A 25,679-nucleotide genomic window follows, 5' to 3' on the forward strand; every position below is an offset into this window, starting at 1 on the left:
GTCTCCTGTCAGCGTTGCTTGCCGAGGGTCAGCGCGGACACGTCCACGCCGAAGTGCTGTTGCAGGGCGGCGGTGACCGCCGACCGGTCGTCTTCCGGGGCGCGGCCGGCGAGGTTGCTCACCGCCGCGGGCAGGCCGAGGGTTTTCCGGACGCGCGTGAACCCGAGCAGCTCCCGCAGCTGCGGCGCCCACGACACCCGCCCCGCCGCCAGGTCGGCGTTGAGCGCGATGGCCGCCTGCACGGCCGGGGCTGGCACACCGAGGTGGCGGGCGAGGTCCCAGTCGGTGGTGACCTCGATGTGCACGTCGAACCGCGACGCGAGAGCCTCGGTGAGGACCGCGCCGTGCACGCCGGGGTTGTGGCCGGCGATGACGTAGAACCCGTCGCTCGCGTCGACGCGTTCGTTGCGGTAGCCGGGAATGGTGATCACACGGCGGCCGTCCATCGCCGGGTACAGCACCGCGAGGACCTTCGGCGGGATGAGGGTGGCGTCGTCGACCAGCAGTGCCCGCCCGTCCCGCATCGCCGTGACGAGGGGTCCGTACACGAACTCGTAGCCGCCGTCGGGGAGGGGGATGAAGTTGCCGAGGAAGTCCTCGACGACCGTGTCACCGGTGCCGGCGACGGTGACCAGGTCCGGGAAGGCGGCCTCGACGAGGGCGGTCTTGCCGGTGCCGGGCGGCCCGTACAACAGGACGGGGATACGCTTGTCGCGTAGCCGGCGCAGCACGTCCACATCGGTGGCACCCGCGAGCTTGCGCGGGAAGTACAGGTCCCCGTTCGGGCGGGTGACCGGCTGTCGCCGACCCGTCCCGCGGCCACTGCGGGGTGTACGCGGGACGGGCGGTGGCATGCTGCCGGCAGCGTCGATGCCGGCTTGGGTGATCTGGAAGCGGTGCGGGCCGCTGTCGTGCGTGGCGTAGCCGGCAGCGGCCATCTTCTTGAGCGCTTCGAACACCGCGCCGCTGGAACGCGCGCCGATCGCGGTGGTCACCTCACCGACCTTCAGCACCCTGTCCGGGTGGGCGGCGAGATAGGCGGCGACCTGTCGGTACAGATAACCGGGCCGACGGTGATCACCGGTAGGTCCGGGGTCGGGTGCGGTAGCAGGGTCCATGCGGGCCTCCTGGTCGTACGGGTAGGGCCCGCCCACGCACCGGTCTACGGCGCGGGGCGGTGTGGTGATGTCCGCGCGGCGCAGACGAGTGGTGGACGGGCCGGCCCCACCGCAGGCACGGCCCGGCACTTCAGGGCGAGCAGCCGCCCAGGGGCGGCGTCTCGAGGGAACGCCGGGTGCCGCGTGACGGTGGGCGACGACAAGGAACGCACCCGACCGTGAATCGATCAAGTCGAATCGATGGACGCGGAAAGAGGCGCGGCAGCATGCACCGCCGGGCCACCGGGGGCCCGTCTGAATCCGGCGTTACGGCATCAGGCCAGAGAGGGCGGGGGCCGGAGAGACGCAGACAGGCATGGGACAACGCCTCGGGCTCCGCCGGCAGGGGACCGACGACTGGTCTGTGCACCGGATGCGCGTCGTACCGTCGTGGCACGGTGGCGGCCATGACCCAGCCGATCGCCATTTCGACCTTCAACGTGGCGGTTCTCTACGGACACTTCGTGATCCGGGACTACTGGTGCGACGCCGGAGACGACGGTGAGTCGTTGAAGGATGCCTTCGTCCACACGGTCGCTGCCTCGACCTACCAGTTCACCGCACTGGCGTCGTCCGACGTGCAGCTCACCTTCCGGATCTGGGACACCGACCCGCCGAGGGACAGCGGTGTGTGGGACGGCTGCCGCGACCTAGCCCTGCACTGTCCCACCGGTGAGCTGCTCGTAGAGCAGATCACCGCGGGCGCGGCAGCGCAGATCACGGTGCCCGCCGGCGCGGGCGTCTACGGTCTGCGTACCTACTGGACCAGCAGCGCCACGCCAATGACCATGGCTGCTGCGGGGCGAACAGATGGCGAACCGTCCGGGCAGCCGCTGCTGGAGCCTGAACAGCCTTCTGACAGGGCACGATTCCTCATCGACGCGTGGAGGCAAGGACCGCTGCCGCCCGCCGACGACGATGACGACTTCTACGGCGACCTCTGGAGCTGACCACCCTTCCCGCCTGCCTGCGGGTGGGTCACCCGACGACGCGGCGCACGGCGGCAAGCTGACCCGCCCACGCCGCAAGCGGGCTGATCTTGACGACGTCCCCGGTGTGCGGGGCCTGCACAATCAGCTCCCGGCCGAGGTACAGACCAACATGGCCAGGCATGCTCGGGCTACCACGACTACCGGGAATGAACAACAGATCCCCCGGCCGCAGGGCACCGGCGTCGCTGACCGGTGTCCCCGCATGGACCTGCTCGCTCGTGGTGCGCGGAATGGTGACGCCTGCGGCCCGGTAGGCCTGCTGCATCAGCGACGAGCAGTCACACTGGCGTCGGGCAACACCGGAATGCGGGGCGGTGCAGTCCCCACCGAACGTGTACGGGCTGCCCAGCTGCGCCAACGCCCAACCGATCGCGGTCACCACCGCCGGCGGTGTGCCCGGCGGCAACGCGAAACCGGACGGCAGCGGCATCGCATCACCGCCGAACTGGCCGTCACCACCGTCGACCAGGCACAGCGGGTTACTCATCGCCTGCTCCAAATCCCCTGCGACAGGGCCGGCCGCAGGGCCACCGGCAAGGACACGGACCACAGCGATCGCGTCGTCCTCCCATCGCGCGTAGGCCGTGGGAAACGCGGACCGCTGCACCGCCTGCGCGGCGTCGGTGAGCGGCATGCCCTGCCACCCGTCGACCCGCAGCAGCGCCGCGAAGAACCTGCCCGAGGCGTAACGCGGGTCCCGCAGCTGCGCAGACGTGCCCCATCCTTGCGAGGGGCGCTGTTGGAACAGGCCAACCGAGTCACGGTCCCCGCCTGCAAGGTTCCGCAGACCCGATTCCTGCATCGCGGTGGCGAGGGCGACAACCCATCCCCGGGGCGGTACCCGCAACTCGGCGCCGACCGTGACGATGGTCGCGGCGTTGCCCATCTGCTCGCCGCTCCACCCACCGACGGCCCCGACGGGCGGCGAGATCGCGATGCGGGGCAACAGCGGCTGCCCGTCGGGCCCAACCGCGCGGAAACACGACGCGGAGGAGCTGCCACCTCCGGTGAACATCACCCCGATCCCGCCCGCACACAGCACCAGCACCGCGACCACACCGGCCGCAACAGCGCCGAGGGACCGGCCGGTCACCGAGCCGCCCTGACCGGCCGGCAGCGGGCCGACTGCGGGGCTCGGGGCAGGGGTTGCGGCCGCCCGTGAACGCCGGCCGCCGGGGTACACACGTCGAGCCGGTACCGGGCGACCTGGTCACCGCTGTCGCAGTGCACCGCAACGGTGCCGGTCGTCGCATGGATCAGGTAGATCCACGCGGTGTCGACGTGCCTGGCCTGGCACAGCGGGAACACGGTGACCGGCTCCGTGCCGCCGGCGACGGGTATCCCGACACCCGGCACCGGCTGCCGCCCCGCAGGCGCGGAGACGACGGTGATGCGGGGGTCGAGGCGTTCCCAGTCGTAGGCGAGCACCGCGACGGCGAGAGCTGCGGCATCGCGGCGACCGTGGTGGGCGAAGATCAGGGAGAGGGTAGGAACGACAGCGGCGGGGTGACCGTCGGCGAGCACGAACCGGGCGTGCACGACATGCGGGTTGCGGGCATCGGTGGTGCCGACGTAGCAGGAGGTGCTCACGAATCTGCTCCTTCAACAAATGAGGCGGCCATAGCGGGCGACGGGGCGTGGTCGAGGAGGCGGCGGCGTGGCGTGGACCGGACCGGTCGCTGTGCAGGGCAACTGCGGGCGGACACGCCATTGGCCCACCCCGATCGCCGTCGACCGCACGGACCAGTGACCGGCGACGTACCGGAGGTATAGACAGGCATGCGACGGGTCGGAACCCATCCCGGTCAGCGCATCAGAAGCGCAGTTAATGCCGTAGCCGACAGGCGGGCCCGCACCGACAGTGACGTGCCAGGGGGTGGCCCGTCGCGACGGGTGCGAGGCCACGCGAATAGGTGCGTCATGAGCGCTCCCGGCCGGTCACCGGTGGCCACACGGCGGGCGTGGCGCGCCACCCGAAGATCGGATCGCTCACCTCTACCGACCCGCAACGGACGCACCGGGTGCAGGTATCGGCGCCGTAGCCAGCCATGGACGGCATCTCGTCCCGCGTCACCTCGTCAACGGCCCCGCACACCCGGCAGCGCAGCGACCCACCGTCGGGCCCGGCAGCAGCGAAGATTTCGTCGGGGTCGCCGCTCCCCAGATGCCCGCCCGTCACGAGGCGTCCTCGCCGGTGTCGATGTGGGCGACGCCGGCGGTGATGGCGAGCAGGGCAGCCAGCCCCGACAGGGTGGCGGGCATGTCCTCGACGCGAGGGGCGTCGTCGACCGCCAGCAGCGGACGCCCCTCGCCGTGCACGTCGGTGAGGGTGTAGGCGCGGCCGTCGACGTCGACGGCGTCGACACGGCGGACCGGCCGTGGCGCGCCGTCGAGGGTGTGAATGTCGTAGAGGGCCGCCCAGGCCAGCACCGTCACGGCCGGTCCGGTGCCGCGCACCCGCCGCAGGATGGTACGGAGGGTCGCCTGGTAAGGCGCAGACAACCGACCACCGGAGGGCTGCAGACCGTGGGCGAGGCGGTACAGCAGCGCGGGGAGCCGAGCAGGGTCGGTGAGCACGTCATTGGGGTGCAGCGGGAACTCGACCACCACCACCTCACCAGGCGTGGCCTCGGACCGCCGGCGGTGAACGAGCAGCAGGAGCGTCGGCGGGGTGCCCCAGCCGGTGAGCGCAGCCTCGGCGTGAGCGGTGACCACGCAGTCGGCGATCGTGTGGACAGTGGTGAAGGACAGCATCATCGTCTCCTCGAACCAGAAGGCAGAAAGCGGGAAGGGCCCCGCAGCCGGATGACTGCGGGGCCCTTCGTTAGGGCGCATGAGGCGAGGGTCAGCAGTAGTGGCGGTCCCTGCCGTACCGACCGGGTGGTGCGGTCAGCGGCTGGTGCCTACACACCCCGACACCAGTGCGTTTCGCCTGGTACATCGCCCCGTCGGCTTCGGCGAGCAGTTGACGCGGCGGCGTGCTGGCGCGGGTATGGGTGTAGCCGACCGAGGCGCGGACGCTGATCGCCCCGCAGCCCAGGTCGATGGGGGCAGCGCCGATGACACGCCACGCGGCGCGCGCCACCGCGGCGGTGGCGTCCGCGTCACCGCGCACGAGCAACGCGAACTCGTCCCCGGACAGGCGGGCGGCGATCTCGACCGGAGCGCGCAGGCCGGCCAGGAGCCGCCCCACCTGGGCGAGCAGGATGTTGCCGGCGTCGTGGCCCCAGGTGTCGTTGACGGCCTTGAACCCGTCGAGGTCGAGCAGCACCACACCGCACGGCGCGTGCTCGCTGAGCATGGCCCGCAACCGGGTGAGCAGAAGCCGCCGGTTAGGCAGCCCCGTGAGCTCGTCGTGGGTGGCGTCGTAGCGGGCCGCCTGGAGGGCCTGATGCTGGCGCCACAGCAGGGCGCCGGCGAGAGCAATACCGGCGACGATCCCGCCGACGGTAGTGACGATCGTGTGCAGGATGGGAGACACTCGAAACGCTCCTTTTCTTGCAAGGAGCACCGGGGGTGGGCGTGAGGCGCCAACCTTCAGACGCCCGCCCCCGGGCTACCTGACGAGAGGACTTACCGGCCGCCGCTGGCGGGCGCGAGCTGAAAGGTGGCCGGTCGTTCGACGGTCTGCACGGCCCGACCGGCCGCGACGAGCTTGATGGCCGCGTTCGCGACCGCCCCCGCACTGGCCTTAGCCGCGCCGCTGCCGGCATTCGCCGCGTCCACGAGCCGCGCAAGCTCACCGGTCTTGTACTGCCGGTCGGGGTGCGCTTCGAGAATGTCGAGAATCGTCGCGCGTAACGACCCACCGGCCCGGCGAACCTTCGGCGGCTGGTCCGTCGCCTGCGACGCCGTACCAGCGTCGACACCAACTCCGGTCAGCGGTGTCGCCGTGGTCGTCGACTGGTCAGGTGCCACGCCCGCGCCCCGACCGTCAGGACCGGCCGCCGGCTCCTCAGACACTTCCGAGGCATCGAGGGCAGGGACCGCTGCTGGGCCACCACGGCCCACAGTCTGGTCATCGTCCGCCGTGGCGGGTTCGTTGCCGCTGTCACGCTGCTCGCCGCCACCCGCCACCGCCGGGTCGGAGGTGCCGGAGAAACCGGCCCCCTCCACCATGTCTCCGCCGGGCGCGGCGGTGGCGGTGCGTCCAGCGGCAGTCAACCGCCACAGGGTGCGACCGTCGCCGGTACGGAACCGCTCCGCCTGCCCAGACTCCTCCCAGGCACGCAGCTTCGACGTGGTCGTGGAGTAGCCGAGCGCGGCGTGCTCGGCTACCGCCGCGGCGGACGCGTCGCCGAGGTCAGCGAGCGCGGCCAACACCTTCAACGTGCTATGGGCTGAAGTTACCTGCGATGTTGCGTCGGTCATGGGCATGTCCTTTCTTGGGACGAGGGATGAGGTCACGCACTGATCCACGCTTCAAGTGCGCCGCTGATCAAGTGCAAGGACCGAACCTTGGGACGGGCACCGGAACAGGAGCCGCCCGCTCGACACAGTGGAAGAGGAACAGGGCGGCCTGTCGCAGGCCGAGCTGAGAATCAACGCCCCCACACCCGGGGCACCCGGCGGACGCCGATACCCCGGCGGGTCAGGCGCGGGCGCAGCTGAGCAGCCGCCGCAGGCACTGCGGGACGACCGTGTCGCGGACGGCGGCCGGCGGAGAGTCGAGCACGGTGGTCGTGGTGCTGGCCGCACCGCGTACCCGCAGGACCTGGTACTGCCGGTCGTCGCTGTCACAGCCGATCAGCACCCGCACCGGCACCCCGTCGGGATGAACCGTGCTCGCGGCATCGGTGTCCCCGCCTTCGCAGAGGAACGCCATCCCGATCAGCGCGCCGCTGTCCCCGCAGGCCCACCGCCGGAGCGCGGTGACCGTGTGCGGCAAGGTGAGGTGCTTGGTGATGGCCTTCAGCCCTACCCAGTACGGCAGGCGCAGGCCCGGCACGATGTGCTCGTGCAGCTGCCACACCCCCTCGTCGACGGGCAGCTCCCGCACACCGATCCACGGTGCGTGACGGTGAGGGGCGATGTCGAACAGGCCAAACAGGGTGGGCCTGGCGTTCCAGCCACGATCGTCGGCGTCCTGCTCGATGACGGTGAGCGCCGCGGCGATGGCAGCGGCACGGTCCGGTGACTTCATGGACTTCTCCCAAGTTGAGGGGCGAGAGGTGCGCGGTGCGTCGAGCGAGACCAGCGCACAGCGGGGCCGGCGCACCTGCCGCCCTGCGGGCGGACAGGGGACGCCGACCCCGCTGATCTGGGCGTGTGAGCGTCAGAGAGTGACCGCGAGGAGCCGCTGATCGGGCGCCAGGGTGTCGAGGTAGCGCAGGGCCTGCTCGAGGTAGGAGGTGCGGTCGGTGAGGGCATCGCTTGCCGGGGCAAGCGTGCGACCGTCGGCAGTGATCATGGCGTCGCCGACCACGGCGGTAGCCGCGCTGTAATGCTGGTAGGCGAGCGCACCGGCCTGATACATCTCCACCTCTGCCACCGTGGGCTGCCCAGGACCTGGGTTCGTGACGGCGTGCAGGCGCATGGCGTTGATGCGCGGCTGGGCGTGGAAGTCGGCGATGGCGGCATCGCGGGAATACCTGTCGGGGTTCGCGAGGTGCCGCGCCTCGAGCGTCGGCCAGGACGTGGCCGGTCGAGTGCCGTGCACGGCGTGCTGCCAGATCTGGTGGCGGATGGCAGCACCGGCGGCAGCGGCGTGACGCATGCCGTGCAGATCGAGCAGCCCTATAGGGCCCCCTGCACACGCGGCGGGCCGACCCTTGCGCAGGCCGATCAGGTGGTGGCGCTGCCACCGACGCAACCCGGGTACCGCCCAGAACCGGGCGGTGAGCACGCACGGAACGCCGAGGTGCGTGGCGAGGCGAGGGCCGGCCAGAGCCTCCTGGGGAACGTCGTCGGACAGGCAGACGATCATCGTGTGGATCGCCGGTGCCGGGCGGGCGACCGGCTGCGGGGCAGGACGCCGGGCCGTGACAGACAGCTGGCTTGGCGGGTTGGCGGCCCCGGCGGGGGACAGGGTGGCGGGCGGAGCAGGCACACGGCTGCCGTGGCGGGTCAACGGAGTGCCGCTGGCGGCGTGGGACATACGGGGTTCCTCCTGTCGGTGAGGGGCGCGCGGCAGGCGCGCGGAGATGACCGGCCCACCGGGTGCATGGGTCGGGTCACGGTGAACAGGCACGAGTGGTGCGGATGGCGGGTGCGACCTCGAGGGAGCCGCCGCGCGGGGCGCGTACCGACCGGCCGAAGCGGGGGGGTGTGCGCACCGCAAGGATGCGGTGGGGGATCCCTCAGGTGGGACCGAACCGGGTGGAGCGAGACGTGAGAGGTGGTGTTGCCGACGACGGTAGCGGCGCCGTCTCACAACGCCCGCGGCGCGCGCATGCCACGCACAGCGGCGTTGACCTGCGCTGTGAGCCCTCACAAGGCGCCGTCTGGTTCTGGTCCGCCGCGATTGTGAGAATCGACCGCGCTCACAAGCGGTCCGAATGTCTGACAGTCGCCGTCTGTGGGCGGTACTCGCCGGCCTGCCACCCCGGGCTACGACCTGCGCGGTGAGTGCCCGCAGGGTGTCAGTCGTCGCTGTCGTCGAGATACCGGTGAGGGTTGGTCGCCGGGTTGGCGGGACCGTGGTCGCTGGGCAGCTCGTGCAGACAGCGGCGTACGCCGGGGTCAGCGGTAAGAGTCCACGCCGCACCGGCAGGGTGCTCGTCGTGGACACCGACGGCGACGGGCATGGCGGTGGCAACGCCGGTAAGGGCGTCCACGAGGTGCGCTTCCCGGCGGCGGCTCGGCACGCGCAATAGCACCGGATAGCGGGGCCCGAACTCGGCGAGCCGGCTGTAGGCGCGCAGCTTCGCCAGCACCGTACCGAGGGGTTCGGTGGCGTTGTCGTGCTCGAGGAAGAACCCGACGGTGCGGCCGCCTGCGGACCAGATGCCGTGTCCGTCGGGGCGGATACCGGCGATGGCGAACGCGGCGGTGGCGTGTTGTTCCGACCACCACCGTCGCAGCTGCCCGCCGGGATGGCTGCGGGTGTGGCTGATCAGGTCGACGAACATTTGGTTCGTGCCGAGTAGGTGCCGCAGGTTCCGGCTGCCGACGATCCGCGCGACCCGGTCAAAGCTGGTGCGTGGGGCGCGGGCGTCCGGGTGGTCGGGGTCGTGGAAGGTGGTGGGGTGTACGAGCATGCCCAGGGGGCCGAGGGTGTACAGGTTTTGCCGGTCGCCGGTGGTCACGTCGACGAACCGGCTGACGGCCTCGATGGAGTACAGGGTCGCCAGGCGTAGGCGAGCGGACCGGGCGGACGGGAACAACGCCTGGGTGATCTGCCCCGTGGACAGCACGTAGTGCTCGGCGAGCCACGCCAGCAGCTGCCGGTCGCGCAGGGTGAGTCTGCGCAGATGGTCGAACCGGTCGCGCAGCAGAGTGCGGGACATGAGCGTTCTCCCTTGGGGGAAGGTGGAAGGGGAACCCTCCCGTGGGGGAGGGTGTCGGGAACTGGCGGCGCTGGCAGCCGCCGGACGGTGAAGCCCATGAGCTGCCCTGACAGGCCTTCCGCCCGCCGGTGGCGGCCGTCGCCGGGTGACGGCCGGTGAAGGGCGGCGGAAGCCCGCACGGAAGGACAAGCGGAAGCCCCGACACCCGGCGCTGACAGACACCGCAGCCGCAGTCAGCGACGGAAAGGCCGCTGCTCTACCGCTGGCGGTGCTGGCCCCGGGACGCGTGGTCACCGCGCCGGGAGTACTGCTCGACGAGGTCGTCGATGGCGCTGGTGTCCTGGACGGGCGTCGCCGCCGCCGCTGCCTGCCGGATGGCGGTGGCCTCCCCAACAACCCGCTTCGGCGGGCGGGTCTTCAGCGTGAACGCCGGTGTCTGACGTCCGTCGGCCACGAGGCGGGCAACGGCGGTGTAGGCGTCGAGGTGGGTAAGGTCGTGCTCGTCGAGTTCGGGCAGCGTGTGCCGCGCCAGGACACGCGCGTCCTCCGGTGCGCACGAGAAGTAGATCTTGTTGCGGGCGTTCGCGGACGCGGCGGCCAGCAGGTCGCGGGGGAACTGCGCCAGGTCCTGATGGGACAACACCAGCGACAACCGATACTTGCGGGCCTCGGCGAGCATCGTGTCCAGCGAGTTGGCCAGAGTGAGGAAGTTCTGCGCCTCGTCAATGATCAACGTCGCGTCGCGGCGCCGATCAGGTGCGGTCTTCGCCCGGGCGGTCGCGGCCTGCCACACCTGCGCCAGCACGAGAGACCCCAGCAGCTTGCTGGTGTCCTCGCCCAGGGTTCCCTTCGGGATGCGCACCAGCAGCACCCCACCGTCGAGGACCTTGCCCATGTCGAAGCTGGAGCGCGGGTAGCGCATGGTGCGTTTGACGAAGTCCCGCAGCAGGAACGCCCGCAGCCGGGCCAGGACGGGCCCGATGACCTGGGACCGCAGCGCGGGGTTGAGCTCGTCGTACCACTGCCAGAACCCGGACAGGCCAGCCGGATCATCCAAGCCGACCGTCATCGCCGACCGGAACTGCGCACTGTTGAGCAGCGGAGGAATGTGCTGAAGAGTGACGTTCGCGTGACGCAGCAAGGTCAAACAAGCCACCCGCATCACGTCGTCCATCCGCGGCCCCCACGCCTTGGCGAAGATGTTCCCGAAGATCGACACTAGGTTGTCGACCACCAGATCCGGATCGTCACCCGACAGCGGGTTCAGCGTCGGCGGATTCGGCTGGTCGGGGTCGAACAGCACCACCCGCTCCGCCACAGACGCCGGCAGCCGGTCGAGAATGTCCAGCACCATGTCTCCATGCGGGTCGATCACCACCGTCCCCCGACCGGCGATGATGTCGTCCACAGCCATGTTCACCAGCAGCGTCGTCTTTCCCGAGCCGGTGGAGCCGATCACGTGCGTGTGATATCGCGCGTCGGCCACCCGCAGCGCCACCGTATGCCCGCCGACCTCCGCGTCACCGAGGACCTTCACGCCCCGACCACCGGTGGCTACCGCGACCGGAGCGGGCATCGACTTGGCCCGCGCCCGGTCTAGGCCCGGCACGGCCACATCCCGCGGCAGCGCGGCCAGCGCCGCCAGCTCCGGCGTCGACGCCAGGAACCCGGCGCCGAGACGCCGACGGGCAACCGCCGCGACCGGCGCCGACATGCGAGCCCGGTGCGCCAGCTGATTACGGCCGGCGTAGACGGCGAAACTGGACGCGACCGCGTCCGCCACGGCCCGCAGCCGGGGACGCGGATCTGTCGCGCCACGCCGGCTGTCTTTTGCCACGGCGTAGCGGACACCGGTCTGCCACAGCGGGTGGGACGTCTTGTCCAGGATCGCCCGCACGTCTCGCTCCACCCCCGGATCGCGGCGCCCAAGCCGACCAGTCGACCGGCCACCGCCGCCGGCGGAGGGTAGGAACAGCTCGATCAACCACAACAGCGGCACCGCCGGATTGATCACCGGGACCGGGCTCTTGCCGTCCCGCAGCCGCCCCGCCGCCCGCCGTGCCCTGCCCACGCGTCGTGGTGTGGCGGGACGGGCGAGGACCTGCACGCAGGCGTGCTCGTCGGCCTTGAGCGCGGAACCGGCGGACATCAGCGCCCGCAACGGATCATTGTCGTGGTCAGTGGCGAGGGGCAACCACTCCGCGGCGGTGGGCAGCAGGTGCCCGCCGACGGCCGACCGCACCTGCAGAGGGAGCGGTGGTTCCGCCGGGCTGGTGGTGGTGGCAGCACCGGGCCACGCGGCGCGCACCGCCGCCTCAACCGCGCCGGGCGGCACGGTGCCCGGCACCCAGATCGAGATCAGCAGCCGCCGCCCGGTCCAGGTGTACTGCCACACCACATGCGGACTGCCGTACAGCAACCGACGGCGGCGGGACGGGGTGAGGATGCCCGCCACGTTCGCCCACAGGTCTACAGCGCCGGTGGCGTCGACCTGCGGCGGCGGGGCGATCGTCACCACCCGTGCGCCGCGCGCGTGGCGGTGGTGTCGCCACAGGTCATGGAGGCTAAGGCCGCAGACGTAGACGATCAGGGCGCCGGCTGCTACGGCGAGCAGCCAAGGCCTGTGCGCCGCCCACACCGCAGCGTCAATGATCCACTGGGTTAAGCGGGACGAGGCCACCACGACACCGGGCCCGGGCGGGGTCGGGCCGGACGGCGGCGGCGGCGGAATGATGTGCACGGGTATGCCTGATGAGGTCATCATTGCTGTCCTTGTCATCGAGGAATTGCGCAGCAGCGGCCGCTCGGACGGCCGTGCCCACTGGTGTTGAACCAGGGCCGCAGCTGTGCGGGCCGCCCGGTTCCTCCTGGTGGCAGCCGACCCGTCCGGGGCGTTGCTCCGCCTAGGGAACTGGCATGCTGGCGGCCATGTCTGACACCGCTCGACTGGCCGGGTTCTTCGCCGCACACGGGATCTGGAACGTGTCTGACGGCGGGCCATTGATCCCGATGCTCGGCTACGAGCAGGCTGACGGCAGCCGAGGCATGCAACGGTTCGCCCTCGACGAACTTGCGGACGCCGCGCGAGCAGGGCAGGACGCGCTGCACCGCAACACGCACCGCGCGGCTCGCGCGGCCCTCGTGTTCGACGGCTACATCCACCTCGAGGCCGGGCGGACCGATGCGTTGATCGTCGAGGCCGTCGACTACGCCGGGAGCAGGTCGTTCACGGTGGCCGTCCCGTACCGGCCGCAGCAGAGCCCACACGGCTTCGCCGTGCACCGACCCAAGTTCCTCGCCGCTGCCGGCATCGACAACACGGACTACCAGGCGCTGGCCGACGCCTTCTTCGCCGGGATCGATTCCCACGAACAGGCGGCGACCGTCTGGAACGAGCACCTCGACCAGGCGGTCTGACCGGCAGCGGCCGTCCGCGAGACCTCTACGGCGCGCACAGCCCACGATGGCCCGGGCCGGCCACCATCACGGCAGTAGAGGCGGTCGCCGGTCAGACCGGGAACCTCCCGGCGCCGGACACCGAACACCGGCGCCTCGCCGTCACAGATCCGAGTCCTCGTCGTCGAGGTCCACCGGTCGGGTCGTGCACAGCAGATGCTCGGCGTCGGAGGCGATGGCCTCGAAACTGGTGCGGTTGGTTCCCGAGATCAGCAGTCCGTGACCGACGCGCGCGGCGAGCAGCAGCCGCCGTTCCCCGCCAGTGAGCCTGAACGCGTCACCGATCGCGTCGATGGCCTGCGGGGCCTGCTTGAGCAGCACCTGCGTGGCGGCGTTGGCGACGACCGCGTGCCCGAGGTCGCTGCCCAGGACGTCGGCGACGTCCTGGGTGATGACGGTCAGGCCGGCGTGACGCTTCCGGGCGGCCTTCGACATGCGGAACAGGAATCGGGCTCCCTCACCGTCGCGCATGAGCAGCCACGCCTCATCCACCACCACCAGCCGGCGGATGCCCGACCGGGTCGGATCGGGGGCGTCGACGGCCCGCCAGATCGCGTCCAACGCCAGCAGCGTGCCGACGGTGCGCAGCTCGTCGGGTAGATGCCGCAGCGACCACACCACCAGATGCCCGTCCGGGCGAGTCGTGGTCGGCCCGTCGAACAGGTCGGAGAACGATCCGTCGACCCACGGGGCCATCCGTGCCGCGAGTTGCCGCCCCGCCTCGTCGCCGTTTTCTTGCAGCATGTTGGCGAGGTCGCGCAGCAACGGGGCGGGCCGATGATGGGTGGCCGGATCGGCGGTGATGCCAGCCCACCGATACACGGCGAGGATCGCCCGGTCCAAGGCGGCGCGTTCGGCCGGTGGCGGCTGCTGGCCGAGCAGCACGCTGATCAGCGTGTGCAGGAACAACCCGCGGCGGGTGAGCACATCCGGGCGGCTGTCACCGACCGGCAGGTCGAACGGGTTGATCTTCACACCATGCGCGCCGAGACGGACGATGGTCCCACCGACCGCATCGGCCAACCGGCCGTACTCGTCCTCCGGATCGATCACCGCCACCTGCACCCGCTGGTAGACGTTGCGCAGGATCTCCAACTTCACGAAGTAGCTCTTGCCGGCACCGGAGCGAGCCAGGACCACACTGTTGTGGTTCTCCTGCGCCCACCGGTCCCACCACACGATGCCACCGGAGTCCGGGTTGACCCCGTACAGCACGCCACCTTCGGTGGGCGGGTCACCGGGCAGCGGCGCGGGCAGGTCGGCGCCCGCGAGCGGGAACGCCGCAGCCAACGCCTGCGTGTCCATGGTGCGGCGCATGCGCAGCGAGTCCGTCACCAGCGGAAGGGTGGTAGTCCACCCGGCCAGGTGCCGCCAGGTGGCCGGCTGCACCTCGATCAACGTCGACGCTGCGGCGGCCTTCACCTGCGCGCACGCGTCCAGCAGTTCGTCCCCCGTGCGAGCGTGCACGGTGAGATACAGGCCGACGCCGAACAGCTTCGCCGCTCCCCGGGCCAGGCGGTCGGCGAGGTCGGACGCGTCTTCGGCTGCTGCCTCCACCGACGGGTCGGACAGCTTGCCCCGTCCGGCATCGGCGCGACGGGAGGATTCGAAGCGGGCCCGCTGGTTACGCAGCCGGGACGCCGCGATCGCGGCGGGGAGCGGCTCGATGTGCAGGGCGAGGTCGAGGCGACCCGGCCAGGACAGCAGAGGCTCCAACCAGGCCGGGCCGACCTCGGCCGGGTAGCCGGTGACGACGAGAGTCGCGGCGTAGCCGTCACCGACGCGCACCATCCGTGGAGTCACCTCAACCGACGCCGGCGCGGCAGCGGCCGCCAGCGCGCTGCGCTGACGGCCACCATCGGTAGAGGTGCGGAAGCGGTTGCCGATCCTCATGTCGATCGCCTTTCTCTTCGGGTGGCGCGTCTGCCGGGAGCCGGGCCGCGGATCACCGTGTCGGGGGCGGCCAGACCGCCAGGGCGGGCTGGCCGGTAGGGGTCTGCCGCCGCAGCGATCGCCGCGGTGACAGCCGCGCCGTCCAGGACGCGAGCGGCGACACCGAGCCCACCCAGCGCACGGGCGGTGTCGTCGGCGCGCCGCCGTGCGGCACGACCAGTCCGCTCACCGGCAGCCGCTTGGGTGACGATGAGGACCTGCCGGCGCAGCGGGTCCCGCCGGTGGGCGAGCTCCTCGAGGAACCGGGCATGGTCGGCTGCTGCGCCGGCCAGAGCCGGATGCGGCAGGACGGCGGCTGCCGCTGCGAGGGTGCGGGCGTGGGAGTGCAGGTCGACCGGCTGCGCGGACACGACGATCTGCGTCGGGGTCGACAGGCTGTTGAGCCAGCGGCCGAACCCGTCGACCAGGGCGGCCTGCTCGTCCGGTGTGCGCAGAGCGAGGTTGACGGTGGTGACGGCGACCATGGCCGCCCTCAGGTCGCGTAGCCGTATCTCACCGCTGTCGTCGATGGCGTCAGCGGGCAACGTCAGCGGCGCCGGCAGCGTCACTTTCGCCTTCGGTTTCTGCACCCATTCCGGGATCTTCGCCGTCGTGTCGGTGGTCGACAACGTCGACGGTGCCTGCGTGTGCCGCACGGCGGCGAGTAACCACAGGTCCAAGGGCAGCCCGTCGCGGCGACCGACCGCGACGCCGAACACCAGGCCGCCGGCCACGACGGCCACGCCCACGAGCACGGGAGCGGGCACGACATGATGCAGAACCCGCCATCCGCCGTAAAAGCCGAGGGCAGCGACAGCAAGGATGGCCAGCTGCCGGAACGTCAGCCCGTAAAGGACCTTGTCGGGGGCGTCAACGTCGGCGGGCATCCGCGCCCGCCCCGCCTCGCCCCGATGGTCCGCATGGTCGTCGCAGGTCATCGGCTCACCGCCCGAAGGCCCGTGCCGAGGCCTGGGATAGAGCGGGTGGCCTGCTGCACCACGATCACCCGCACCGCCGAACCCAACATGGTGGCCCCGCGGTTGCTGTTACCCACCGATACGTATCGGCGCATCAGAGCGGGCACCCGCAGCGTGGTCCACAGCATGACCATGACGACGAACAGATTCAGCACCCCACCCGGATCCTGCGGTAGTCCGAGCACGGGCAGGAGATGCTCGGGGTCGGTGAGCATCCACTGCCCGGCGTAGAGGGTGAAACCCTGCACCACCGGCACCGCGAGCACCCCGGTGTAGGAGCGCCACCACATGCGAGCCACCGGGTCGGTCTGCGGCAACGCATGACACGCCAGCGCCAGCGGAGCGACGGTGGTCAGGACAAGAACGACAGCGAACCTGACGATCATGCTGAACGCGGTCGCCGCGAGCAGGAACGCGATGATGCCCACGCACACCACGAACAATAGGCCGCCGGTGGGGTTCTGTCCGGCGATGACGTGAGTCCTGATCGCCCGTAGCGCCCCGGCGCTGTCGCCCTGCGGGGTGGTGAGCGCGGCGGTAAGACCATTAGCGAGGTCGACGAGCATGAGGCACCACAGTTGCGAGAAGTGAGCGGCTACGAACCCGGCGATCAACCTCGGAACGAGGTCCTTGACGGTGTAGCGGGACCCTTCGCTGCCGCCGGCGGTCATGGTGAACACCCCGGCGGCGAGGAACGCCAGCACGAAGACGGTGTCGACGACGAGCACCGACCGGCCGGTCAAGGCCTGCACCTGCGGCAGGCCAGTGACGTTCGGGGTGACCAGCAGCGCGGTGCTGATCACCTCGAACAGCGCGTCCAGGGTCGCGAGGATCGCCTGCGCCAACCAGTCCAAAACCTGATCGAGCACCCAGTTCATGATCAGCCACCGACAATTCCCTGGACGATCTGCAGCAGCACCGGCGCCAGGACCGCCAGGCCATAGCCGACCAGCGCGTTCTTCAGCGCACCCTTGGCCTTCTCGACCTGGGTCGGGTCGCCGCCAGCGGTGGACCAGTACACGCCAGCCAGGACGAGAAACAAGGTCGCCAACGAGGTGAGGATGCCCAGCAGCCACGCTTTCAGGTTGCCGATCACAACCGGCAGCGAGTTCGCCGCCAGATACGCCGACCCACCCGGGTCGGCATGCGCGGCGGCCGGCAGGGACAACAGCAGAACGACCGCCGTTGTCACACCGGCCACACGGCCGACGAGGCGGCATCGGGGGACGGCACGTGAACGTGCCGGTGGGCGTGGGATCGAAGTGCGGAACATGGCGGGTCACCTCCGGCCCCGCCCATTCACAGGGCAGGGCGTGGCAGAGCGGTCACGGACACCGCCGTCGAGCCCGAGAGCGGACACGCCGCGACCCCACAGCCTCGGGAGGAGCTTCTCCTCCCTTAACGGGTAGCGGTGTGTTCGATGAGATGTCAGCGCACCAAGCACTGCGCGGCACCCGAGGCGTCCGGCTCACGACGGGCCTGCAGCTGCGAGCCCGACGGCGGGCGGAACATTGGCGCCCGATGAACGCTGCGACAGGTCCCGCACCCTCAAACCGGTCTTTGTGTGCTCTGCCGAACGCCCCGCCGGCTCACAGCCGCTCACGGCCGGCTCAGGCCTACAAACCAACTCTTGAAGGACGTCGCCGCCGAGCACGCGAACGGCCGGCTTGCCGGGCCGGAACACGCGACGGCGCCCCCACCCGAGCATCGTCATCGGTGAGGGCGCCGCGGTAGGAGTGCCACCAGGATGTACCCGGCCCAGGGGAGTGTTCCGCTGCCGGTCAGGCGGCCGCCTGTATCGGCGCGGGCTGTACGGGGAGGTGGCCAGCGGCCGCCCGGCCGGCGCGGGTGGCGGCGCGGTGCCCGGCCTGGACCGCCAGGTGCTCGCACATACCTGGTGACGCGATCCCGGTGAGGAAGCCACTGGCCAGAGCATCAGCGAGGCGACTGTCGATGCGACCGAAGCGCATACGCAGCGCGTCGACGGTGATACCGAGGCGGGCGGCGATGGGTTCGATCGCCCGCCGCCCGAGCCGCACGTCGATGTACGGCTGCTCGTCTTCGGTGTCGAGGATGCCCAGGCCGACCGCGCGACGCACCAGCAGGTCCGGGTGCCCGTAGGGCACCGTCGGCGTCCGAGGGCCGGCGAGGTGCTCGACGTCGTCGACCGTCGTGTACTCGTGGGCCTGCCGGCGCAGCTCACGGCCGGCACGCCACGCCGCTCTGCACAGCGAGGCGTACGGGGCGTCGCGGGCCAGGTCCACCCGGTCGCGCAGCGCGGTGAGGAAGCCAGCGAGGATCTCCGCGTCGATGTCGACCGGATCGCCGGTGTAGCCGACGCACAACTGGCCGGCATAGCGTCGCAGGGCGGGCATGGCCATCCCGACGGCGGCGATGACCCATGCGGGCCCGTCCAGACGGGCTCGGCGGACCAGCTCCCGCCATACGGCGTCTCGGACGGTGTGGGCGCCCGGATGCGTCAGCAGCCACTGCCGCAAGGCCGGTAGCGCGACGACACCCGCCGGCAAATTTCCGTCGGAGGCGACCGTGTCCACGTTGAGTGTCAACGCTGCCGGCTCGCACGTCAGTGCAGCGAAGGCGGCATCGGCGGCGGTCAGCGGTGAGGTAGGCCAGTCGGTGACGGACGCGCTCATGTCACAACTCCCATGTCAAAGGACCAACGGATCACCGTGCTGTCAGCGCAGGACTGACACGGCGATTGCGCCACGCGAGGCACACAGGACCCCCACAACGCAGGCGCGGGCGGCATCCGCGACACACCTCGTGGCGTCGCCACGGCATCGGCCCGAATAACTGACGCGCACCTCCAGGAGTGCCGTTGAGCTGCGCACTGACACGCAGGCCAGCCGACCCATCCCTCGGCGCAGCGCGTCGATGGTCGCTGTCGGAGTGACACGTTCGGCAATGACAACAGCTGCGGGCGCACACAGCCACTCACCACAGCCCACATGGGGCCGGGTGCCGTCTGGGCCCGTACCGCGATGGCACCGACTCAGGCACCCACGTCCACACCGCCCGGCCGACGGCTGACATGGCCACCGATCTGTGACATGTCACTGGCGAAACGCGAAGGCTGATGACATGGGGTGACCCGCTCCACAGGTCTCCGCCGGCACCGTGTCATCGCCGCATGTCACTACTTCGGCGGGGTGCATGTCTGACATCGCAGGATCCTGAACTGACCTGGCTGACAACCGCAGCGAGTGACACCACCGACACCGCCGACGGTTTCACGAGACCGCGGCCAGCTGACACACCGGGAACAGGGGCCGACCTGTTCGCTGCTGTGTGACCGTGTGAGTGGCGGTGAGTCGCTGTGAGAAACGGGGGCGTTCGCCAGAGCACACAAACAGCGGTTTGAGGATGTCAGCGCACTGCCGCGCGGCGCGGAGCCGACACCACATGAGCGAGCACACGCCGCAGCACCACGACCCTGCCCACCCCGCCACCCCGACCGCCGTCGACCCGACCCTGATCGACCTGGTCGCCGGCGACCCGCCGGTGCCCATCACCGTGTGGCGCACCGCCCGCACCGACACCGACACCGGTCGCGGCGTCGGCGCCCGCCTGGCCTACCGGCTCGTCGCCGCCTACAGCCGGCTCGGCGACACGGTTGTCGACCTGACCGGCGACCACGCCCTGACCGCGGCCTGCGCCGCCGGCGGGCGCCGCCACCACCCCGGCTGGTTCACCGACGCGTCCAGCCTCACCATCGGACCGGCCAGCCGGCCCGTCCAGTCCAGCGCACCGCGCGCAGGGAGCGGCACCGACCAGCGCGATGACCGGGAGCTGCCGGAACTGAGTGCATGGTTCGGCGACGACCTCACCGACCCGGACCTGCCCCCCACCCATGACCCGACCACCCCACCGCCCGCTGACACCTCGCTACACGCGGCCACCAGCCTGATCGTGGCCTGCTGGCCCCTCGACACCGCCGACTCCACCAACCGGATCCGGCTGGGGTGGCTGCTGACCGCGTGCGCGCGGCTGCTGCGCCCCGGCGGCTGCCTCGTCCTCGTCGTCACCGTTTCCGCCAGCACGGTCGGGCCGGAGGACTTCACCCCGGTCACCGGCGCCGCCGCGTCCGCCGGCCTGGGCTACCTGCAGCACATCGTCGCCGTCACCGCCGACACCGAGGGCGACGCGTTCGTCTACCACATCACCGACGAAGAACTGCTCACCCTCGCCCAGCAGGCCGGCGAGCAGCAATGGACGGTGTCGCACCGGCAGGTACACGCGGACCTGCTCGTGTTCAGCCAGCACCAGCTACCGGGCCGCCCCCGGCGCGCCCGCCGACACAGAGGCGGACCCCGTGACTGAGAACGCGCCTGTCCCCGAACAGCAGAACCAGTCGCACACCGGCCGGGCCGGCGCCCCGCACGCCGATCGCCTAAACACCTACGACGGCGGCTGTCCGGAGCCGAACCCGCAAGGGCTATCGGTATGGGCAACCGCGCAACGCACCGGGCCGGTGCAGCGTCGTGGCCGGTACGTGCCCGAATCGGTCAAGCACCCCGCACGAATGCTCCCCGCGATCGCGGCGCATGCCGTGCACGCCTACACCCGACCCGGAGACCTGGTCCTAGACCCGATGTGCGGGATCGGCACCACCCTCGTCGAAGCCGTCCACGCCGGCCGGGACGCCATCGGCGTGGAGTACGAGCCCCGCTGGTCGAACATCGCCGACGCCAACATCACCCATGCCCACCGCCAAGGCGCCCCCGGCCGGGCCTCCGTCGTCCGCGGCGACGCCACCCGCCTGCCGCTCCTCCTGCCCGCAGCCCTCACTGGGCAGGTCAGCCTCGTGATCACGTCACCGCCGTACGGGCCCACCGTCCACGGGCTCGTCCGGCCCGGCGCGGACGGGGTGGCGAAGTTCGACAACGTGTACAACGACGGCACCGACAAAGGCAACCTCGCCTACCGCGACCTCACCGGCCTCACCGACGGCTTCGAACAGATCCTCTTCGGCTGCGTGACCATGCTCCGGCCCGGCGGCACCGTCGTGGTCACTGCCCGACCGTGGCGCAAGAACGGCGAGCTGGTCGACCTGCCCTCCGCCGTCATCGCCGCCGGCGTTCGCGCAGGCCTGACACCGACCGAACGGTGCGTCGCTCTTCTGGCCGCCGTCCGTAACGGGCACCTCGTTGCCCGCCCGTCGTTCTTCCAACTTCAAGCCGTCCGTAAGGCCCGCACCGCAGGCACCCCACTGCACCTCATCACCCACGAAGACGTCCTGATCTTCACCAAAACTCCAACGCAACCCACGCCACCGGACCTGAACGCCGACTCCGCCCGCGAGGTGACCGAGTGAACCGCTCCTCCGGATCTCTGTGCCTCACCCCACGAACCCCTCTCATTCACGAGGCTCCCAAACCTCAAGCAGAGGCAGGCAACGACCTCGTCCGCTGCCCCAGCCCGGCCCTGGCTCCATGTCTGTGCACGGCGAGACGCGGCAGTCGCACCGGATCGGGAGGTGCATGATTGTCCCACGACCCCAACCACGCATCGGATCGCTCTGCACGGGCTACGGAGGCCTCGACACGGCCGTCGAGATGGTGCTCGGCGGCCGGCTCACCTGGTACGCCGAAACCGACCGACACGCCCGCGCCGTCTGCGCCCACCACTGGCCGCACCTTCCCAACCTCGGAGACATCCGCACCATCGACTGGACCCACGTCCCCGCCGTTGACATCGTCACCGCCGGGTTCCCCTGCCAGGACATCTCCAACGCCGGTAAACGCGCCGGCATCAACGGCCCTCAGTCCAACCTGTGGCACTACATCACCCGAGCCCTTCGCGTCCTTCGACCACCGCTCGTGTTCGTGGAGAACGTGGCCGCCCTGCGGCGGCGCGGACTCGACGTCGTTCACACCGACCTGGCCACGCTCGGGTACGACACGAGCTGGCTATGCCTACGCGCATCCGACATCGGCGCACCCCACCGACGTGATCGGCTGTTCCTGCTCGCCACCACCGGCAGCGGAGGACAAGCTGCGAACGCTGCCCACGCCTTGCGCCCGTGACGGCAAGGGACCCGGCCACCAGCACGGACTGCCGGACCTGATCGAACCGCACGGGACCCGGCATCACCTGCTGCCCACACCCCGGGCGAGCGACACCGGCACACCCGGCCGTCGCGCCGGACCAGGCTTCCGCCCACCCCTGTCGCAAGTTCTTCTGCCCACATCCCGAGCCACCGACGGGCACAAAGGCTGCCCCGCACAACGCGGCTCCCATGGAGACCTCACGCTGCCCTCGGCGGCCGTGCACCTGCCCACGCCCCGCGCCTCCGACGCGCGAGGCGCCGGCCTCCACGGCGACGGCGGCCCTGACCTGCGCACCACCGTCGCCCACCCCATCGTCGGCGTCGTCGACGAGGCCACCTGGGGTGCCTACGCTCCCGTCATCGCCCGCTGGGAAACGGTGACCGGACGACCCGTTCCCCCGCCAACCCAAACCGGCCGACACGGAAAGCCGGTGCTCGCACCCGTATTCGTGGAATGGCTCATGGGCCTGCCCGCGTACTGGGTCACCGATCCCAGGCTGGATCTACCACGAACCGGAGCGCTGCGCGTCCTCGGCAACGGGGTCGTACCCGCTCAAGCGGCAGCGGCGCTGCACCTGCTGTTGCACCGCCACCACTGACCCCGGCCCGCCGTCTGAGGGCTCATCGTGAGGCACGTCCGACCGCCCTGCGAGGAGCCCTCGGGCGCGCGTTCACAGGGGCCCCGAAGACGTTCCCGTCACCTCGTGGGTGGCGGGTGAGCGCCATCTCGCCGGCGTTCAGCTCGGCGTTCGAAAAAGCCGAGACAGCGGGCACTACGTGTAGACCGCAGCACGACTTGACCTTGGCAGCAACGACCGACGTCAATCAATTGCCACCTACCCGGACGGTCTGAACAGGCCCTCGTTCACCGCGTGAACACCGATAACAAGGAGAACCATCGATGCGACAGCGATCACCCCGCAGTCAGGCCGTCAGCCCGGGAAGAGCTACCAATGCCGCCCCTACCTCAGCTGCCCACGCCCACCGCCCCCACGGCTGTCGAGGCACACGGGCAGACCTGAGCGGTCGACGTCCCCGGACCGCCGGGCGGCGAACCGAGCTGTCGAAGGTGGGGAAATGAGCGTCGAGGCTGTCACCTGGGCGCTCACCCACGCACCGGACGTTCCCCCGTCCTGCCTCGCCGTACTTATCGGCCTGGCGAACCACGCAGACGACAGTGGCCGCGGCGCGTTCCCCCGCCAGGAACGCCTCGCCTTCTACGCCCGCAAGACCGTCCGATCAGTGCAAACCGACCTGAAAACCCTCGAAAGCCTCGGTCTGATTCGCCGTGGCGACCAGACCCGCGCTGCCTTCTTGGCCGCGGACCGCAGGCCGGTCGTTTGGGACCTTGCGCTGGAACGTCGTCGACCGTTACCCGTTCCCCAGGAATCGCTCGTGCCACCACAGCCCGACGATTGCCGGCAACCCGCAAGCGTGACCGGCACCCGCCGAGCCGATCCGGCCCGCGCGCACCAACGGGGCGAAGCGTCCTTCCGAACGGGACGAAGCACGCTTCGCAACGGGGCGAAGCCCGCATCCGAACGGGGCGAAGCCCACATCCGCACGAGGCGAAGCCCACATCCGAACGGGGTGAAGTGTGCTTCAGACGAACCGTCCTTAACCATCAATAAACCAACTGCGCGCCCGCTCGCGCGATCCGCCATCGGCGCCCCCGCCCCCAGCCCTCGCAAGGACCAATGCTCTCGACATCGGGGCAACCCCGCCCGAAACTGCGGCCCCTGCCGGGCCGAAACGCTCGGCGGCCTGACCTGAGGCGCGACGTAGGAGGCGGCGGCCGCCGAAGCCCCGCTGATCCGGCCTATCCCGGTCGGTGGCCGGTGCGCTGAGCGCTGTCCGGCTGCGCAGGTTCGGTTACATCGGTGCGGTGCTGGCAGCGGTCGGTGTGCTTGTCTTCGCCGCGTCGAGGGTGTTCGGGTGGAGCGACCGGGTTTCGTCGCTGTGTACGGCGATGGTGGTGGCGGGTCTGCTGTCGATGCTGTATCCGCCGTGGGTGCGGTGGCGGGCCCGGCGCCGTTCCAGTGGCTATGCGGTCGAGGGTGGGTACGAGATCACCGACGACAACATCCTGATGCGGAGCGGCTCGGAGTCCGGCGGTATCGCCTGGGACGGGGTCACCCAGGTTAGGGATACGCCGGAGTTCTGGATCGTGTTCGTCGGCCGGATGCCGGCGACGGTGATCCCACGCCGGTTGATGTCCGCCGAGGACGCCGAGACGTTGCGAGCCGACATGGCCGAAGGGGGGGCTGCTCGAGTGTCGGTGAGCTTCTACTGCAGAGGGCTGGGACGCTCAAGAACTCCGGCAAGGACGATCCGTTTGACGGCTACCGTCCTGGCAATGGCGGATTTCGTGCACATCACCACGGTGGCGTCGGGTCGGCGTATCAAGCGTTCGGGGATCGCCGCACGTAGCCGTGGGTGGTCCGGGGGACGAGGTGCGTACTGCATGCCGGTGCTGCCGTCGTTCACGCTCACCTATCAGTGGGTTCGCGAGCTGCGGCGCGGGCACTCGGGCGTGCTGGTGGCGGTGCATCTGCGGCTACCCGACAACGAGCCAGTGAGCGTCGGGCGCTATGAGGTCCCACCGCGTGAGGCCACCGCCGCACGCGCGGTCGGGCTGGTGCGCGAGCTCGACGATCCGCGCGGATACGAGGTGTTCGTGCCCCGCGCGATAGCGAGCGCCGAGGTACGACGGATCCGTGATGTTCCACAGGGAATCGGCTGGCGGTACCTGCGGCAGCCCACGGCAGGCAGCCCTGCCCGTGTCCGTCCTGTCTCGTCCGAGGAGGTTACAAGGTGGCGAGGTTGCGTCGCCGGTTTCCCTACGACGAGCCGCCCAGGCCGAAGCTTGAGCTGGTGGGGCGACTGCGGGCGGCAAGCAGCGCCAATGAGATCATCGACGTGCTCTGCGAGTTGGGTCGAGGCTGGCGCGGCGGCGCCGAGGAGTTGGCATACCTGGCCGACCATCCCGATCCGGAGGTACGTGACACCCTGGAGAGCGTCCTGCGGGTCTACCGCGGTCGTGAGGCACGGCGGCTACGCGAGCGGTTACAGCTCCTCGATCCCACTACGTCGGATGCGGACAACTGCTGATCGGTGTCAGACATTGTCTAGGTCAACAGCCGGATCCAGGGAGCCTCGTGGCTCTCGATGAGGGGCGCGGAACAGTATGGGCAGGATCCGGAGTGTGGTCGGACGATGTTCGTCTGGGTGGTGAGTTCCCCTGACTCCTGCTGATCCGGGCAGAGGTAGCCGAGGTGGTGCCGTACCCATGGGGTGCGGGTGAGGGCGGCGGCAGGCTGGTCACGCTTCTCGTCGTGGAAGGGGGCCCACCAGTAGTCCACCACCGCTCGCAGGATGGTCTGCGCTTCTCGGATCGTGTGGTCGAAGGAGGCGAGGCGTCCGGCGGTGTAGTGCTCGCCGCTTTCCCGGTCGCCGGAGCAGACGGCGCGCTCCGCTCCCAGCCGGAAGATCGTGGTGCGGCCGAGACGTTGGCAGACGAAGCAGTCCAGGCTCAGTTCAAGTGTGTCGCGCCAGTGGAGGTTATGGGAGGGGGAAGCGGCGAGAGCGAGGACGGTGGTGACTTCAACGGATCGGAGCACGCTGGAATCGTGGCACGTGGTAGCGGC

Annotated in this window: 23 protein-coding genes and 2 pseudogenes; 9 read left to right on the forward strand and 16 right to left on the reverse strand. The window is 70.4% G+C overall.

Annotation, left to right across the window (positions count from 1 at the left end; genetic code table 11):
• Positions 1-8: 8 nt before the first annotated feature.
• Positions 9-1,118: an AAA family ATPase gene (locus MRQ36_RS27980; protein WP_242799744.1), complete on the reverse strand. Its 1,110-nt coding sequence runs from the start codon at positions 1,116-1,118 to the stop codon at positions 9-11.
• Positions 1,119-1,564: 446 nt separating this feature from the next.
• Here MRQ36_RS27980 and MRQ36_RS27985 point away from each other — a divergent pair, with 446 nt between their 5' ends.
• Positions 1,565-2,107 carry a hypothetical protein gene (locus MRQ36_RS27985; protein WP_242799745.1) on the forward strand — a complete coding sequence of 181 codons (543 nt, stop codon included), beginning with the start codon at positions 1,565-1,567 and terminating at the stop codon, positions 2,105-2,107.
• Positions 2,108-2,135: 28 nt separating this feature from the next.
• Here the strand turns inward: MRQ36_RS27985 and MRQ36_RS27990 are convergent, their stop codons facing one another.
• The 9 genes from MRQ36_RS27990 to MRQ36_RS28030 form a co-directional block, all read right to left on the reverse strand.
• Positions 2,136-3,242 carry a C40 family peptidase gene (locus tag MRQ36_RS27990; protein ID WP_242799746.1) on the reverse strand — a complete coding sequence of 369 codons (1,107 nt, stop codon included), beginning with the start codon at positions 3,240-3,242 and terminating at the stop codon, positions 2,136-2,138.
• Entirely contained in the window at positions 3,239-3,739 is a 501-nt protein-coding gene (locus MRQ36_RS27995) for a hypothetical protein (protein ID WP_242799747.1), read from the reverse strand. Before MRQ36_RS27995 ends, MRQ36_RS27990 begins: the two co-directional genes overlap by 4 nt.
• A gap of 585 nt (positions 3,740-4,324) precedes the next feature.
• Complete coding sequence (locus MRQ36_RS28000; RefSeq protein ID WP_242799748.1) at positions 4,325-4,903, reverse strand: hypothetical protein; 579 nt, start codon at positions 4,901-4,903, stop codon at positions 4,325-4,327.
• Positions 4,904-4,994: 91 nt separating this feature from the next.
• A complete protein-coding gene (locus tag MRQ36_RS28005) occupies positions 4,995-5,630 on the reverse strand; it encodes a GGDEF domain-containing protein (protein WP_242799749.1) in 636 nt (211 codons plus the stop codon).
• A 92-nt stretch (positions 5,631-5,722) separates the two neighbouring features.
• Positions 5,723-6,520: a MarR family transcriptional regulator gene (locus MRQ36_RS28010; protein ID WP_242799750.1), complete on the reverse strand. Its 798-nt coding sequence runs from the start codon at positions 6,518-6,520 to the stop codon at positions 5,723-5,725.
• Positions 6,521-6,740: 220 nt separating this feature from the next.
• Positions 6,741-7,292, reverse strand: coding sequence for a hypothetical protein (locus MRQ36_RS28015; RefSeq protein ID WP_242799751.1), 552 nt, complete (start codon positions 7,290-7,292; stop codon positions 6,741-6,743).
• A gap of 132 nt (positions 7,293-7,424) precedes the next feature.
• Entirely contained in the window at positions 7,425-8,075 is a 651-nt protein-coding gene (locus MRQ36_RS28020; RefSeq protein ID WP_242799752.1) for a hypothetical protein, read from the reverse strand.
• A 655-nt stretch (positions 8,076-8,730) separates the two neighbouring features.
• Complete coding sequence (locus tag MRQ36_RS28025; RefSeq protein WP_242799753.1) at positions 8,731-9,597, reverse strand: replication-relaxation family protein; 867 nt, start codon at positions 9,595-9,597, stop codon at positions 8,731-8,733.
• 256 nt (positions 9,598-9,853) lie between these two features.
• The gene (locus tag MRQ36_RS28030; RefSeq protein ID WP_278188874.1) at positions 9,854-12,358 is read right to left on the reverse strand and encodes a helicase HerA domain-containing protein; all 2,505 of its coding nucleotides are present in this window, start codon (positions 12,356-12,358) and stop codon (positions 9,854-9,856) included.
• Positions 12,359-12,513: 155 nt separating this feature from the next.
• On the opposite strand from MRQ36_RS28030, the gene MRQ36_RS28035 reads away from it, so the two are divergent.
• On the forward strand, positions 12,514-13,014 hold the full coding sequence (locus MRQ36_RS28035; RefSeq protein WP_242799754.1) for a hypothetical protein: 501 nt from the start codon (positions 12,514-12,516) through the stop codon (positions 13,012-13,014).
• Between the two features lie 141 nt (positions 13,015-13,155).
• On the opposite strand, the gene MRQ36_RS28040 is transcribed toward MRQ36_RS28035, so the two are convergent.
• From MRQ36_RS28040 to MRQ36_RS28060, 5 genes are all read right to left on the reverse strand, one after another.
• Positions 13,156-14,946, reverse strand: a complete 1,791-nt coding sequence (locus MRQ36_RS28040; RefSeq protein WP_278187613.1) for a VirB4 family type IV secretion system protein — start codon at positions 14,944-14,946, stop codon at positions 13,156-13,158.
• On the reverse strand, positions 14,943-15,872 hold the full coding sequence (locus MRQ36_RS28045) for a PrgI family protein (RefSeq protein ID WP_242801419.1): 930 nt from the start codon (positions 15,870-15,872) through the stop codon (positions 14,943-14,945). The genes MRQ36_RS28040 and MRQ36_RS28045 overlap by 4 nt, the downstream gene beginning before the upstream one ends.
• A gap of 47 nt (positions 15,873-15,919) precedes the next feature.
• A complete protein-coding gene (locus MRQ36_RS28050) occupies positions 15,920-16,840 on the reverse strand; it encodes a hypothetical protein (protein WP_242799756.1) in 921 nt (306 codons plus the stop codon).
• Between the two features lie 2 nt (positions 16,841-16,842).
• Positions 16,843-17,235 carry a pilin gene (locus MRQ36_RS28055; protein WP_242799757.1) on the reverse strand — a complete coding sequence of 131 codons (393 nt, stop codon included), beginning with the start codon at positions 17,233-17,235 and terminating at the stop codon, positions 16,843-16,845.
• A 508-nt stretch (positions 17,236-17,743) separates the two neighbouring features.
• The gene (locus MRQ36_RS28060) at positions 17,744-18,616 is read right to left on the reverse strand and encodes a hypothetical protein (protein ID WP_242799758.1); all 873 of its coding nucleotides are present in this window, start codon (positions 18,614-18,616) and stop codon (positions 17,744-17,746) included.
• Between the two features lie 769 nt (positions 18,617-19,385).
• On the opposite strand from MRQ36_RS28060, the gene MRQ36_RS28065 reads away from it, so the two are divergent.
• The 7 genes and pseudogenes from MRQ36_RS28065 (at position 19,386) to MRQ36_RS28090 (ending at position 25,143) form a co-directional block, all read left to right on the forward strand.
• A complete protein-coding gene (locus tag MRQ36_RS28065) occupies positions 19,386-20,303 on the forward strand; it encodes a hypothetical protein (RefSeq protein ID WP_242799759.1) in 918 nt (305 codons plus the stop codon).
• Between the two features lie 106 nt (positions 20,304-20,409).
• Positions 20,410-21,297, forward strand: a pseudogene (locus MRQ36_RS28070) (TRM11 family methyltransferase); the annotation flags it as partial.
• Positions 21,298-21,463: 166 nt separating this feature from the next.
• Positions 21,464-22,009 carry a DNA cytosine methyltransferase gene (locus MRQ36_RS28075; RefSeq protein WP_278187614.1) on the forward strand — a complete coding sequence of 182 codons (546 nt, stop codon included), beginning with the start codon at positions 21,464-21,466 and terminating at the stop codon, positions 22,007-22,009.
• A 241-nt stretch (positions 22,010-22,250) separates the two neighbouring features.
• Positions 22,251-22,631, forward strand: a complete 381-nt coding sequence (locus tag MRQ36_RS28080; RefSeq protein ID WP_242799761.1) for a hypothetical protein — start codon at positions 22,251-22,253, stop codon at positions 22,629-22,631.
• Between the two features lie 478 nt (positions 22,632-23,109).
• Complete coding sequence (locus tag MRQ36_RS34795) at positions 23,110-23,805, forward strand: helix-turn-helix domain-containing protein (RefSeq protein WP_374250843.1); 696 nt, start codon at positions 23,110-23,112, stop codon at positions 23,803-23,805.
• Positions 23,730-24,295, forward strand: a pseudogene (locus MRQ36_RS28085) (YcxB family protein); the annotation flags it as partial. The gene MRQ36_RS34795 and the pseudogene MRQ36_RS28085, both read left to right, overlap by 76 nt.
• A 551-nt stretch (positions 24,296-24,846) precedes the next feature.
• A complete protein-coding gene (locus MRQ36_RS28090; RefSeq protein WP_242801559.1) occupies positions 24,847-25,143 on the forward strand; it encodes a hypothetical protein in 297 nt (98 codons plus the stop codon).
• Positions 25,144-25,160: 17 nt separating this feature from the next.
• Here MRQ36_RS28090 and MRQ36_RS28095 read toward each other — a convergent pair whose 3' ends face one another.
• Positions 25,161-25,652: a hypothetical protein gene (locus tag MRQ36_RS28095; RefSeq protein WP_242799762.1), complete on the reverse strand. Its 492-nt coding sequence runs from the start codon at positions 25,650-25,652 to the stop codon at positions 25,161-25,163.
• Positions 25,653-25,679 lie beyond the last annotated feature (27 nt).

This window comes from Micromonospora sp. R77 (genome assembly GCF_022747945.1).
Lineage (GTDB): Bacteria > Actinomycetota > Actinomycetes > Mycobacteriales > Micromonosporaceae > Micromonospora.